The organism is Bifidobacterium sp. LH_230, from assembly GCF_056357555.1.
This window is the reverse complement of the sequence record NZ_JBKEWJ010000015.1, coordinates 1-12,728: the sequence shown is the minus strand read 5'-3', so window position 1 is coordinate 12,728 and position 12,728 is coordinate 1. Positions and strand designations below refer to the sequence as shown.

The 12,728-nt window shown below is 59.7% G+C and carries 12 protein-coding genes, 1 tRNA gene and 1 pseudogene; 2 read left to right on the top strand and 12 right to left on the bottom strand.

The features are described 5' to 3' along the window. Positions 1 to 152: 152 nt before the first annotated feature. Positions 153 to 1,508 (bottom strand): 3-phosphoshikimate 1-carboxyvinyltransferase, encoded by a 1,356-nt coding sequence (gene aroA, locus AC1A0G_RS07910; protein WP_476528713.1) that lies wholly within the window; start codon positions 1,506 to 1,508, stop codon positions 153 to 155. 86 nt (positions 1,509 to 1,594) lie between these two features. On the opposite strand from aroA, the gene AC1A0G_RS07905 reads away from it, so the two are divergent. After that, positions 1,595 to 2,464 carry a hypothetical protein gene (locus AC1A0G_RS07905; RefSeq protein ID WP_476528711.1) on the top strand — a complete coding sequence of 290 codons (870 nt, stop codon included), beginning with the start codon at positions 1,595 to 1,597 and terminating at the stop codon, positions 2,462 to 2,464. A gap of 61 nt (positions 2,465 to 2,525) precedes the next feature. Beyond that, positions 2,526 to 2,741 (top strand): DUF6019 family protein, encoded by a 216-nt coding sequence (locus AC1A0G_RS07900; RefSeq protein WP_476528709.1) that lies wholly within the window; start codon positions 2,526 to 2,528, stop codon positions 2,739 to 2,741. 21 nt (positions 2,742 to 2,762) lie between these two features. On the opposite strand, the gene AC1A0G_RS07895 is transcribed toward AC1A0G_RS07900, so the two are convergent. The 11 genes and pseudogenes from AC1A0G_RS07895 to AC1A0G_RS07845 all read right to left on the bottom strand — a co-directional run. Further along, positions 2,763 to 3,311 carry a type 1 glutamine amidotransferase domain-containing protein gene (locus AC1A0G_RS07895; RefSeq protein ID WP_476506348.1) on the bottom strand — a complete coding sequence of 183 codons (549 nt, stop codon included), beginning with the start codon at positions 3,309 to 3,311 and terminating at the stop codon, positions 2,763 to 2,765. A 678-nt stretch (positions 3,312 to 3,989) separates the two neighbouring features. Beyond that, a complete protein-coding gene (locus AC1A0G_RS07890; RefSeq protein ID WP_476528707.1) occupies positions 3,990 to 4,604 on the bottom strand; it encodes a hypothetical protein in 615 nt (204 codons plus the stop codon). 211 nt (positions 4,605 to 4,815) lie between these two features. Next, entirely contained in the window at positions 4,816 to 5,331 is a 516-nt protein-coding gene (locus AC1A0G_RS07885; protein WP_476528805.1) for a GNAT family N-acetyltransferase, read from the bottom strand. A gap of 17 nt (positions 5,332 to 5,348) precedes the next feature. Then, positions 5,349 to 6,314: an L-lactate dehydrogenase gene (locus AC1A0G_RS07880; RefSeq protein WP_476528706.1), complete on the bottom strand. Its 966-nt coding sequence runs from the start codon at positions 6,312 to 6,314 to the stop codon at positions 5,349 to 5,351. A gap of 184 nt (positions 6,315 to 6,498) precedes the next feature. Next, positions 6,499 to 7,020, bottom strand: a complete 522-nt coding sequence (locus tag AC1A0G_RS07875) for a P-loop NTPase family protein (RefSeq protein ID WP_476528704.1) — start codon at positions 7,018 to 7,020, stop codon at positions 6,499 to 6,501. Continuing rightward, a complete protein-coding gene (locus AC1A0G_RS07870; protein ID WP_476528702.1) occupies positions 7,017 to 7,511 on the bottom strand; it encodes a GNAT family N-acetyltransferase in 495 nt (164 codons plus the stop codon). Before AC1A0G_RS07870 ends, AC1A0G_RS07875 begins: the two co-directional genes overlap by 4 nt. A 70-nt stretch (positions 7,512 to 7,581) precedes the next feature. Next, on the bottom strand, positions 7,582 to 7,971 hold the full coding sequence (locus AC1A0G_RS07865) for a DUF1304 domain-containing protein (RefSeq protein ID WP_476528700.1): 390 nt from the start codon (positions 7,969 to 7,971) through the stop codon (positions 7,582 to 7,584). Between the two features lie 98 nt (positions 7,972 to 8,069). Then, positions 8,070 to 8,157, bottom strand: a tRNA-Leu gene (locus tag AC1A0G_RS07860). Positions 8,158 to 8,729: 572 nt separating this feature from the next. Next, positions 8,730 to 9,791 (bottom strand): hypothetical protein, encoded by a 1,062-nt coding sequence (locus AC1A0G_RS07855; RefSeq protein WP_476528699.1) that lies wholly within the window; start codon positions 9,789 to 9,791, stop codon positions 8,730 to 8,732. A 6-nt stretch (positions 9,792 to 9,797) separates the two neighbouring features. Beyond that, the gene (locus tag AC1A0G_RS07850) at positions 9,798 to 12,305 is read right to left on the bottom strand and encodes a GIY-YIG nuclease family protein (protein WP_476528697.1); all 2,508 of its coding nucleotides are present in this window, start codon (positions 12,303 to 12,305) and stop codon (positions 9,798 to 9,800) included. After that, a pseudogene (locus AC1A0G_RS07845) lies at positions 12,298 to 12,728 on the bottom strand (hypothetical protein); the annotation flags it as partial. The gene AC1A0G_RS07850 and the pseudogene AC1A0G_RS07845, both read right to left, overlap by 8 nt.

Below are 12,728 nucleotides of genomic sequence, written 5' to 3'. Positions count from 1 at the left end.
TCACGCATCTTGCAGTTGTAGGGCCTTACATGGCGGAAAGCACGCACACCGCCATAAGCTTCCCGCCATTTTCCGCCATTATTATTGCAGGGATCAATGGCTATCGCAGCGGCGCGGCCCTACAACTGCAAGATGCAGCCTCAGGAAGCACTTTACGCCAGCATGCCAGTCCACATGCCCACGAAATCCGGCAGCGTTTTGCGCGTGGTCGCCACATTCACGATCTCTACTCCCGGTACCGCGAGTCCGATCATCGCGGCGAACGTGGCCATGCGGTGATCTGCGTACGATTCCATCACCGCACCATGCAGCGAGGCACGCGGCACCGGCGTGATCTCGACGCCGTCCGGCAGTTCGCGTGCCTCTCCCCCGACGCGTCGGATCTCAATGACCAGCGCCTCGAGCCGATTCGTCTCATGCCCACGCAGGTGCCCGATGCCGATCATGCGCGTCGGCGCGTCCGCGAATACAAGGATCGCCGCCAGCGACGGCGCGATCTCCCCCGCCGCCGTCAGATCGAAGTCTCCAAGGCCTCGAATCGCACCGGCTTCAGCCGCCACCTCGCAGTAGCGAATCCCGTCATGTTCCGGGAACGTAACGGTTGCGCCCATGCGTTCCAGATACCCCGGCAGCAGGCCGCCCGGCTGGGTCGTCTCAACCGGCCAATGCGGCACACGCACCGTACCTCCCGCGATCAGCGCGGCACCGAGGAACGGTGCCGCGTTCGACAGGTCCGGTTCCACGACCACACGTTCCGGCAGCTGCAACGCGCCCGGCTGCACCGTCCACACGCGTGCGTCCTCGTCGGCGAGCGCATGCCCGCCGGCCCCGTTCACGTCGGCGACGGTCATGCGGATGTGCGGCAGGCTCGGAGTCTTCTCGCCGGTATGCGTGAGCGACAGCCCCCCGGGCAGTCGCGAGCCGATCAGCAGCAGTCCGGAGATGAACTGCGACGAGCCGGACGAGTCGATCGCGACATGCGCGGCACCAGCGGCACCGTCAACGCCCGGCAACTGCGCTGGCGGCGTGATCGTGAACGGCAGCCGTCCAATCTCGCCGTGGTAGTCGACGGTCGCGCCAAGTTGTTCGAGTCCGTCAAGCACTGGCTTCATCGGACGCGCATACGCCTGTTCGTCGCCGTCGAACCGCACCGGCCCGTCGGCGAACAGCGCGAGTCCGGGCACGAAGCGCATGACCGTGCCGGCGAGACCGCAGTACACGTCGACGTTGCCGTGGAATCGTCCGGAGGCCGGCGGCGTCACGGTGACAGTCGTTTCAACATTCGGATCGACGTCACAGCGCACGCCGAGCGCGGTGAGCGCTCCCATCATGAGTTCGGTGTCGCGTGAACGCAGCAGACCGACCAGCTTTACCGGCTTGGAGCCGAGTGCGGCGAGGATGAGGTAGCGGTTGGACAGCGATTTGCTGCCGGGAATGGTGACGGTGGCGTTGATCGGCCCGTTCGCCGTTGGTGCGGGCCACAGTTCGGGATTGTTCGTTTCGCTCATGTGCCTTATCGTATCGGTTCCATCGAAAAAACGGCGGGGTCGCGTCCGTATTCGCATGCTGCGGTTATGGGACTATGGTGGAAGGCATGCGTGTGATCGAACGGTGCTGCCGGGGCAAGAGGGCCGACCGGTCGTTGAATGAGGATGGTCTCGTCGTCACGGACGGGTTCGCGGCCGTGGTGGATGGCGTGACGAGCAAGAGCGTGCGGCGGTTGTGGCGACCGAGCGGCGGGGTCGTCGCGAAGGATCTGCTGCTGGACGCGATCGCCGGATTACCGGCGGATGCGACGATGCGGCAGGTGCAGTCATCGCTGGATGGCCGCTTGCGAGCGCAATATGACACGACCGCCGACGCGCGCCTGTTCGAACGTGAACCGTGGGAACGGTTGCAGGCGAACGCGGTGGTCTACAGTGCGGCCCGGCATGAGGCGTGGCTGTTCGGCGACTGTCAGATCATGGTGAATGGCGTGCAGACGCCGACGGTGAAGCGCGTGGACGAGTTGCTGGGCGAACTGCGATCGTTCGCCGCGCAGGCGTTGGCGTTGGATGACGATGCGTCGGACCGCACGCAGGATGATATGACGTCGTCACCGGCTTCCAACTGCCGGACGGCGACGCCCGAAACGGTTGATCCGGCCCGTGACATGATCCTGCCGTTCCTGCGTCTGCAGTCGCGGTTCGCGAACCGGCGCGGCGAATACGGTTATTTCGTGTTCGACGGGTTCACCGACCCGATGTATCCGATTCGTACGGTCCCGATCAATCCAGGCGACGAGGTGGTGCTCGCCTCGGACGGCTATCCCCTGCTGCGTCCGACGCTGGCCGAATCGGAGCGGGAACTGGACCGTCTGCGCCGCGATGACCCGCAGCTCATCCGCGACTACCGCACCACCAAAGGTTTCACGCCCGGTCAGGCATCCTTCGACGACCGCACCTACCTGCGCTTCGTCGCCTGACGTACCCCCCCAGCGATATTCTTGATGGTAGCAGTCATCCACACAGGCAAAGGAGCTTGTCATGTTGGAACCGTTGTATGCCATCCTCTGGCTGGCCGCCGGCATCGCGATCATCGCGGTCGTACTGCTGATGCTCTACTACGTCATCAAAATCGCGGTGCGCAACGGTATCAACGAAAGTCTGCTGTTCGCCGACCGAGCCAACTGGCAGGCCGCGCAGGATGCCAATCCGCGCAATGAACTGCCGTCATACGGCGAACGTTGGAACCAACGTTGATCTCGTTGCGGCACTGGTGGATCAGGCGAGCGTGTTCTTGATCGCGCCGACGAACGCGTCGAGGTCGGCGGGCGTACGCGAGGTGATGAACCGCCAGCCGTTCGCGTCGTCGACGGTCACTTCCTCGTTGACGTAATGGCCGCCCGCGTTTTCGATGTCGGCGGCGATGTAACGGCACGGCGATGCGGTCTTGCCCTCCATCAGCCCGGCGTTGACGAGCAGCCATGCGCCGTGGCAGATCGCGGCGATCGGCTTGCCTTCGTGCGCGAACTCCTGCGCGAGCGTGATCGCGTCCTCGTTCACGCGCAGACGGTCGACGTTGCAGGTGCCGCCGGGCACGACGAGCAGGTCGTAGTCGGAGGCCTGCACGTCGGACAGCTTCACGTCCGGCGTGAGCGTCTCGCCTTCATAACGGTCGTGCTGTACGGTTTCGCACGGTTCCAGTTCGGTCGCGGCGAGCGTGACTTTGGCGCCCGCGGCCTTGAGGTCGCGCAGCGGACGGGTCAGCTCCGTCTCCTCGATGCCCCAGTTGTTCACGATGATCAGCGCTTTGGCGTTCTCGATGGCCATGATTCCTCCTTGACGGCATAGATGGTTTCGTCATCCATTATGCCGCGCCGCAGACCGATCGTCCGTTCATCGACAGGCGAACGTCTGTCACGCAACGGCCGCCGACCAATCGTCAGCCGTTGCCGTGATCGATTTCGGTCCAGGTTCTGCCGTCATCGTTGAGATACAGGTAATCAGTCATCGACTGTTCGCCGGAGCTGAGCGTCGCGTCACTGCCGTCGCAGGTGAGGTCGACGGTCGCGATGAAGATACGGTTGCGGCCGTACCGGTGGTAGGCATCGTAGATCGCCGACCAGTAGGACGGCGACTCGGCCTTGGATTCGTCCTCGAGGTCAAGCAGCCTGTCGGCCCATGTCTCGTCGTAGGAGATGCGTTCATCGTACAGCCAGAAAAGCCGGAGAATACTTCGGCGGTTTTGTGCCCGGCTGCGTCGAGCTGCGCCTTGGTGAATTTCGCGGACCGCGAATATTCATAGATGATGTGTGACGTGTCGGCCGTGCGGTGCGTGTACCAGTAGCTCAATCCCAGTCCGCCGACGATGACCAGTATCGGCACCGCGACGGCGAGTATCGTCATGATCACCGGCGACATCCGTCCTCGTCCGTCGTGATCGTTCGTCATCTGATCCATAACGTCCGTCATATCAGTTTCCCTTGATCGACCGGTCATATATCAATGTCACTCGTCGGCCGTCGCCGCATCATCCACATACGTACGCACGTACCGACTGATCGGTGCGTAGTCGGGGAACAGCATGGCCAGCTCACCCAACTGCGCATTGGTAAGCATGTCATCCTTGGCATGTCGCTGCATGGCGGCGAGCGTCGTGACGATGCGATCGTTGTCTGCCGTGTTCTCGTAGATGTCGAAGAACGCGGCGACCTGCGGGTCGTCGTACGGCGCATGACCAGCGACCCAGCCGGCGTAGCAGCGCCACGTCAGCGTGTTCAGCGGCAGGACGCAGTGCCGCTGGATGGCAGACAGGTCAGTGACGCCGCGCAACGCTCGCAATGCCGCGGATGGGTCGCGGAACGTGCACAGCAGCGGATTGGCTTCGCCGTTGATCATGACGGCACGCGTGCGGTCGATCGCGAATGCATCGTCGGTTGCGATGTCGCTGCAATGATCGGCCCATTGGTCGGATGTGGTGACGGCAACATGCGCGTATGCCGCGCGCACGGCCAATGACCGTCCCAGCGGGATCAGCAGCGCCGCCATGATGACGGCCGCAATGATCGCGGCGACTATGCGGGGCGGCCGGCCGGCGATGTGGACGTGCGATGGATGTTCCATGATGTGCTCGTTTCTCGATGTCGCGGATGTCGATGCCCTGATTATTCGGCAACCACCGCGGCATGGCAACGCGCGATACAGGATTTCTGTATGGGTCCGGTTCCCGGGATTACCGCATTCCATCCCGGGAACCGGTAAACGCACAATAATGAACATCACGTCAGCAGCCAACCGCGATATGACGTGCATGGCTTGTTCATGTGAACATGCTTCAGTTCCCGGGATTTTCCGAGCGTAATCCCGGGAACCGCATCTCCCGCGCCATGAGGTAGTTGACGAACGTCACCTCGCCGATGCGCGGATGCCGTGTTTCGACCGTACGGAATCCGTGACGGTGGAAGAACGGCCGTGCGGTGATGCTGGCATGGACGGTGAGCCGTGTGATGTCGTTGGCCGCCGCATATCGTTGCGCATGATTGAGCAGCCGCGAGGCGACGCCGCGGCGCGCGGCCGCCGAATCGACGAACAGCATATCGATGCAGCCGGTGTCTTCGACGTCGACGAAACCGACGACCGATGGACCGTCACCCATCGTCTCCGCGACCCACGTACGGACGGCCGACCGCCGCGCATCCCACTGCGCCACCGTGCCGGTATTGCCGGCCCACGCACGAACCTGTTCGGCATCGTGGTCGCACGACGCGATGCCGGTGACGACGCGGCGAAACACATCCATCGTCGCGACGGCGTCCTCCGATCGGTATGCGCGGATGCGTACCGGCACCATCACAGTCAAGCGCTCCTCTACAGGCGATCCGCGATCATCGCGCAATGCTCCCGCACGATGCGCGCGGACCGATGAAACTTGGCCAGTTCGCTCTCGTCGAGATGCAGGTCGACGAAATCACCCACGCCGTCGGCGTTCAACGCGACCGGCAGACTCAGGAACACGTCATGCTCGTCGTATTCGTATTCGCCGTCGATCAGCGTGGAAACGGGGACCACGCGCCGCTCGTCCCACAGGATCGTGCGCGCCAGTCCGGCAACGGTGGCGGCGATGCCCTGACTGGTGCCGCCGCGCAGCGACTTGATGAGCAGACCGCGCCGCCGCGTCCGCTCCTCGATGCCGTCCAGCGTGATATCCACATAGCGGGACCGGTTGTCCTGCAGATATCGGGTAAAGCTTTTGCCGACGAACGAGACCGTCGACCACGGCACGAACTGGGAATCGCCGTGTTCGCCGATCACATAGCCGGACACCATGCGCGGGTCGAGTCTGGTGATGTCGCCGATGATCGCCTTCATGCGGGACGTGTCGAGCGCCGTGCCGGAGCCGATGACCTGCGAGCGAGGCAGTCCGGTGCGCTTCCATGCGAACCAGCTGAGCACGTCGACCGGATTGGAGACCATGATGAGGATGCCGTCGAATCCGGAGTCGCGGATGGCACACAGGATCGGGTCGACGATGTCGATGGCCGCACCGAGCTCCTGGAACCGCGTCTCGCCGGGCTTGGGTTTCGGTCCGGCCGTGACGATCACGATGTCGGCATCGCGGCAGTCGGCCCAGTCACCGCGGCGGATGGACACGAAACGGCCCGTGTAATCGGAGCCGTCCATGAGGTCCATGGCCAGTCCGGACGCCTTGTCGGGATTGTGGTTGATGAGTACCAGTTCGTCGCACAATCCCTGCAGGACGATGGCTCCGGCGGTCGCCGCGCCGACGCTGCCCGTGCCGACGATCACCACACGACTGCGATGTGACGTGACCATATGCCGTCCCTTCCTTATTTTCTGACCGTTTCAACCATGCGTCTCACATATGACCGACGACCATGATGTTACGTTTGCCGCATACCGGCAATACGTCCATTACATGACGGACACCGGCATCAATGATGATTCCGATACGGTAGCGCAGCCGTCACTGCATCCGTCTGCCGGTTGTTCCCGCGGATCATCCGATATCGGCGTATACGTGGGCAAGTTGCGCGGGATTGTGCACGATGATCGCCGTGTCGGGATGTGCATGCGTCGTGTCGACGAATCGTTGCCGGCGGGCGGCATTGCGTCCCTTGATGAGCAGCCACCATGCGAATTCGGCATCGATCTTCTCCGGACAGCCCGGCGTCATGTCCGGTCGACTGGCGCCGCGGTAGCGCAGCCAGCGGCGAACGGCCCGCGCGAAGCATCGGAATCGGCCGAACAGCATGACGATGATGACATCGGCTTGCGTCATGCGTTCGTCATACAGCAGATTCGTATAGTTGCCTTCGATGACCCACGATTCGTGATCGTTCATGAACGTGGCGACGACGGCACGAGCGTCATCGTCATCGCGTTCTTTCCATCCGGGCAGCCAGTGCACTTGGTCAAGGTACATGACCGGGATGGCCAACCGTTCGCCGAGCTTCCTCGCCAACGTCGATTTGCCGCTGCCGCTGTATCCGATGATCGCAATGCGCATGACATCGATCATACCGGCATCGGTTTGAGCATGAGATAGTTGACGAATGTCACATTGCCGATGCGCGGATGGCGTGTTTCGACCGCGCGGAACCCGTGACGCAGGAAGAACGGTTGCGCGGTGATGCTGGCGTGGACGGAGAGCCGAGCGATATCGTTGGCCTCCGCATACCGTTCCGCTTGGTCGAGCAGTTGCGAGGCGACGCCGCGACGTGCGATCGACGGGTCGACGAACAGCATGTCGATATAGCCGTCGTCGTCGATATCGATGAAACCGACGATCGATGGCCGGCGATCCGCCGTCTCCGCGACCCACGTGTGTACGGCCGACCGCCGCGCATCCCATTGCGTCGATGTTCCCGTATTGCCGGTCCACGTGCGAACCTGCACGTCGTCGTAATCCCGCGACGCGGTCTCGGTGACGGCGCGGCGGAACACATCCATCGTCGCGGCGGCATCATCCGATCGGTATGCACGGATACGTAACGAGATCGAATGCTCCATATGATTCACCTTGCGATTGCATACGCCGGTCGATCGCGAACAGTCGCCAGCGCGACGCGACACAAGCCTCTTACAGGACGACGGAGATCAGCAGGAACGCCAGAGCAAGCGCGGGGAATGCGAACTGCTTGACGGCCGCCCCACGCTTGTCGGGACTGCCCGCGAACAGTACTACGGCGGCGAGCGACATGGACAGCGTGCCGGCGACCATCAGCGTGACGCCGACGGTATGGTGACCGGCCAGAACGGTCACGGCACCCGCAAAAGCCATGACACCGAGGAACAGATTGTAGAATCCCTGGTTGTAGGCCATCTCCTTCGTCGCTTCGGCCTCCTCGACCGAGGGGATGGAGAAGGTCGTCATCGTCTTCGGGTCGGTCCATCGAAACGATTCCAGTACGAAGATCAGGACGTGAAGCAGTCCGGCAAGTATCGCGAACACGCATGACGCCACGAGCATGTGAGGTCCTTCCTTATCAGGCAAGCATATGATGACATATGCCGCCGCGATCAGCGACAGATACAAGAAAACCCCGTGTTTCCACGGGGTTTCGCTCGTGTCCGAGATGGGACTTGAACCCACACGCCTGTATAAAATAGGCACTAGCACCTCAAGCTAGCGCGTCTACCATTCCGCCACCCGGACGAGTGCGTCATTCAGACAACAGATAGGTACTGTATCGGTCAATCGCGATTCCGTCAAATCACGACACGCACATGATGCGGCGAGCCCGCACTGTAAACCCTAGCGCGGCCCGCACCGCATAAGCGCTCCTATCATGCAAAAAACCTGCATTCCGTACCGGAAGCAGGGCTTTTGGGTCGGGCTGACAGGATTTGAACCTGCGACATTCTGTTAGGATTCGGGGGTTCTTGGCTCAGAACAGCCATCTTGGTGCGTCTCAGAATCGTTGGAATCAAGCCATTTTCGGGTTTTCGGTTTCTTTGCTCAGACCACTCGGATTGGCGAATCGTGACGGTCATTGTTACTGGATTGTTACTGTGATTAGGCCCCGTAATGGCGGAATCACTCGGCGTGTCGAAACACGGTCTCAAAAGTTTGTTACCGCGCTTCCCCTGTCCCGCTCCGGCCTGTGCCGAACGGATGATCTGAGAAGTGCGACAGCTGCTCCCAACTCACGTCACCTGCGATCGTCGTGTAACCTCTGTTTTCGTCGCCTCTTCAATGTCTGAGCCTTTCCTGAGAGTGGAAGTTCTCTATCTGAGAGGTGTATCCACAAAGGCAGACTGATTTAATCCGGCTTCGCCTTCAAAACTCTGGATATACTTCATCATTGATTTGTTATCAGGGTTCACCATTTGACGTGCATTTTTCGTTTCATGAACGGTGTTCAGTATGGAAAGAACCTCTGAATCTGTAATCCCCTTTCTGAGATCTAGTGTGCACTCAATCTTAGGAAGCGGAAGTGAATATCCCTCACTTTCGACATCGGACAAGGTGGCCTTTTCTCGCAGCCATACTGGATCGATATTCCTTGTGACCAGTACCGTTTTTCGTTTAGGCATTCCCGTTTCGTATTCCAGTCCTGCTTCATAAGCATCAGTGACGCTTATGAAATAACAGTCCCATGCGGCATTCCATGCCTTATGTGATAAGTCGTCGATGGATTCATTGCCGGAATACTTAATCAATTTACGTGCTTGTTCCGATCGACTGCTGTTCCCAACCAGCATATCAACGGCGACCTGAAGCTCATACGCTGAAAGTGAGCCCAACCGAGTGTTGACCCACGAGACATAATCGGCAAGCAAATCCAGACGATTATCCGCCTTCATCTTTTGAGCCAACAGCATTATTTTTAACAACGAAGCATAATGAATTGCAAATTGGATATGGTCGCTGATTATCCCATCAAAACCATAGATCAATGGGTCTATTCGAGTCTGGTATGGACGGTCGCGCCATTTCTTATCACGATTGGCCGGAGGATGCCGATTGGCGAATTGTCTTTCAATCACATCCTCATCCCACTGGAACAAGGTCTCTGCGACATAACGCTTCCTCTGGAAATTATTCTCGTCGAAGCCAGAACGCCACTGATGGCACGATTCCAATAAAGCAAAACCTATGCTGGGCTCCACTCTGTCCTTCACAAGATACAGCAGTAAATCTTTTAGAGATTGACGCCTCTCTTCGCTTGTCTGAGTGAAGTAAAAATGCTCCATATCGATAACGACATTCGTGTCCAATACAGCGCACTCCACACTGTCGGATGTGTCAACACCGACAGATAGCAGACTGTAATCGCCGATTTGCACTGCTCCTTACATCTCCTCGAACTCTTGCGCCGGGATGGCGGTGTCGAACAGGCCGACCTGCGTATCCTGCTGGTGCTTGTCGATGCCGGCGTACGAGAGACTGTCATCCTCGTAGCGCTTGAACTTGTACACGGCGTCGTTCATGCGCGCCGGGTTGAACACGTTCAGGCTCAACAGCAGCTCGAAATCGTCCTTGGTCAGGCCAGTGACCTTCTTGAACAGTTCAGGCTCCAGCTTCGTGATGACGTCCTTGAGCGTCTGCTCGCGGTAGTCGGTCAGGTACATGAAGATCGGGATGCGCGTGGCGAACTTGATGAGCTTTTCCTGCACCTGCTTGCGAAGGCTCTTGGTCTCCTTCTCCGCGTCGCGCAGCTCCTTCCTTTCCTCCTTGGAGGGCTTCTCGTCCTTGCTCTTCATCTCCTTGATCTGCTCGGACTTGTTGATGATCTTCTCCAAGTCGTCGTTGAGCTTGCGGAAGCCCTCGATGCTCATGAGCGCTTCCATGGCGCGCTGGTTGTTCATCAGTTTGCGCAGGGTCAGGTCGTCCACGTTCACCAGCAGAGCGCTCTCCCAACGTTTCGCCAACAGGGTGGCCGAGGTGCCGGAGGACGCGATGTCGAGCACGTCGGTGGCGTTGACCTGCTTCATGCTGCTGCCGTCATAGGCCAGCACCGGCAGGAAGTGGATGAACTCGCCCACGCTCTGCTCCGGAGAAATGGTCTGGTCGGGGTGCAGCGAGCAGCTGTAATCCGCGATCTGCCGCAGCGCTCGTGTCGGTGCGAAGTCGAACACGTAGCACTCGCGTTTGAGGATCGCGGTCTCGTTGGGGTGAAGCCCGTCGGGGTTGTCGATGGTCCACGGCGACTGCACGCGGAACGCCGCCTGGAAATACGTCTCCGGGCTCTTGAGGTTGCGCAGCATGAGGATGCCGGTCCACGGCTTGACGGTCACGCCCGTGGTCAGCTTGCCGCACGACAGGGTGATGGTCTTCGACTCCAGCGGATCCGCCATCGACTTGCGCACGGGGCCCAACGCCTCAAGACCGATGCCCGCGGCGGCGCCGGCGCACACGTTCACCGTGTAGTCGTGGTAGAACACGTTCTGCCGCTGCGCCAGCATGTTCGCCATCGCATAGCACGAGGCGACCGAGGGCATGAACCAGAACGTATGAGTCAGGATGTTCTTCAGGCGGGAGTCCGAGTACGGCATGGGCGGTTTCTTTGCTCCCATCTTGAGCATGTCCACCGTGGTTTCGGCGAACCCGCCGCGCAGCAGGTCGAGCCACTTCTGCACCTCGCTGGGATGCTTGAACTCGGCATCCTGCCCGTCGCCCTTCGCGGCGAAGAACTCGTTCAGATCGAACTCGTCGAACTCACCGCCAGATGCGATCTCGCGGATCTGGTCGGGCATCTGATAGGTCATCAGCACCATACGCGGCAGCGACTCGTACGGGTTCCTGCCGTCCGCAGGCTTCCAGCGTTCCTTGGCCCGCTGCTCGTCGGAGTACGTCCAGTTGAAGATCTGCTCCTCGATGAACTCGCCGTTGGCGATAGCACGAAACGGCGTGCCCGACAGGAACAGGTACGCGCCCGTGGTGATGGGCAGGAAGTCGGTGTCGCCCTGCTCGAAGCTCTCGTCGATGATCTGCGCGACCGAGTTCATGTTGTCGTTCTGCTCGCGCTTGTCCTCTTCCTCGAAGAGCTCGCGTGCGCTGTCACGCCAAGCGCCGAAGTGGTATTCGTCGAAGATGACCAGATCCCAGTTGACCTCATGCACCCACTCATTACGGGCCTTGATGCCGCCGGCCTCGTTCTTGCCTAAGTAATCCTGGAACGAGCCGAAGCACACGATTGGACGGTTCTTGTCCGCGTGATCGTAGTCGAGCTCGGTCTCGCGGGAGATGAACTGCCACCCGGCGAAGTCCTTGTGCGACTCCAGATCTTCACGCCACGAGTTCTCCACGGCCGGCTTGAACGTCAGGACAAGCACGCGCTTATATCCTTGCGCCTTGGCGAACTCATAGCTGGTGAACGTCTTGCCGAAACGCATCTTCGCATTCCACAGGAAACGCGGCGGAACCCCCGGATTGTCCTTCTCGAACCGGGCGAAAAACGCCTGTGTCTTCTCCACTGCCGCACGCTGCTCCGGCCTCATACCGAAACTCTGCGTGCGCTGCGTCATCGAATCACGACGCTCACGCACCGCCGCGACAGCGTTCCGCACATCCTTGACCGAGCAGCGGTACCACTCACCAAATTCACAGGGGAATTGCTGGGCCAGCATCTTGTGTACGGCGTTATCGTCGAAGGCAGATCCGTCGTCACGCATCGCGCTTTCCTCCAGCACGATCCTGTAACTGACATGGGCCGTACTCACCTGCTCCTTGACACGAGTGGGTACATCACGTCCCGTATATCCGACCTTCAATAGACCTTTATGAGTCGGAGCGTCAATCGCGTAGGCATAGATGGTTGGAGTGATGTCAGGACGCTGCGGGAAGAAGTTGTCAGGCATTGTCTGCTCCGTTCATCGGACGGATACGACTTTCGATGAAGCTGCGCTCATCTGATGACAAGCCATACTTTTCGAAAAGTTCGGGATCAGTCCAGCGCCTGCGGAAATCTACTAGTGGAACAAACTCAAATTTGCCCTTCGTAATGTTCTGGGTAAGAAGAACAGTCGAGACCAAGAATCTAACGAACGCAGTCTTGAGATATTCCGCACAATTTAGAGCTTCATCTTCAGAATCAAAAGAGCCGACAACTAGGTATGATTCAGTGCAAACCGAATACGGGGGCATGACTTCAATGCGTGAAAAAATGGCGCTTGTGTTGTTTTCGTGGGTGTGGGTTCGTCGTTGAGCCGTTGAGGGAGTAAGAGAAGAGCGCTTCCTGGGTAGGATGTTTTCGACCAAGATAAACAAACAACCAAAAAGCG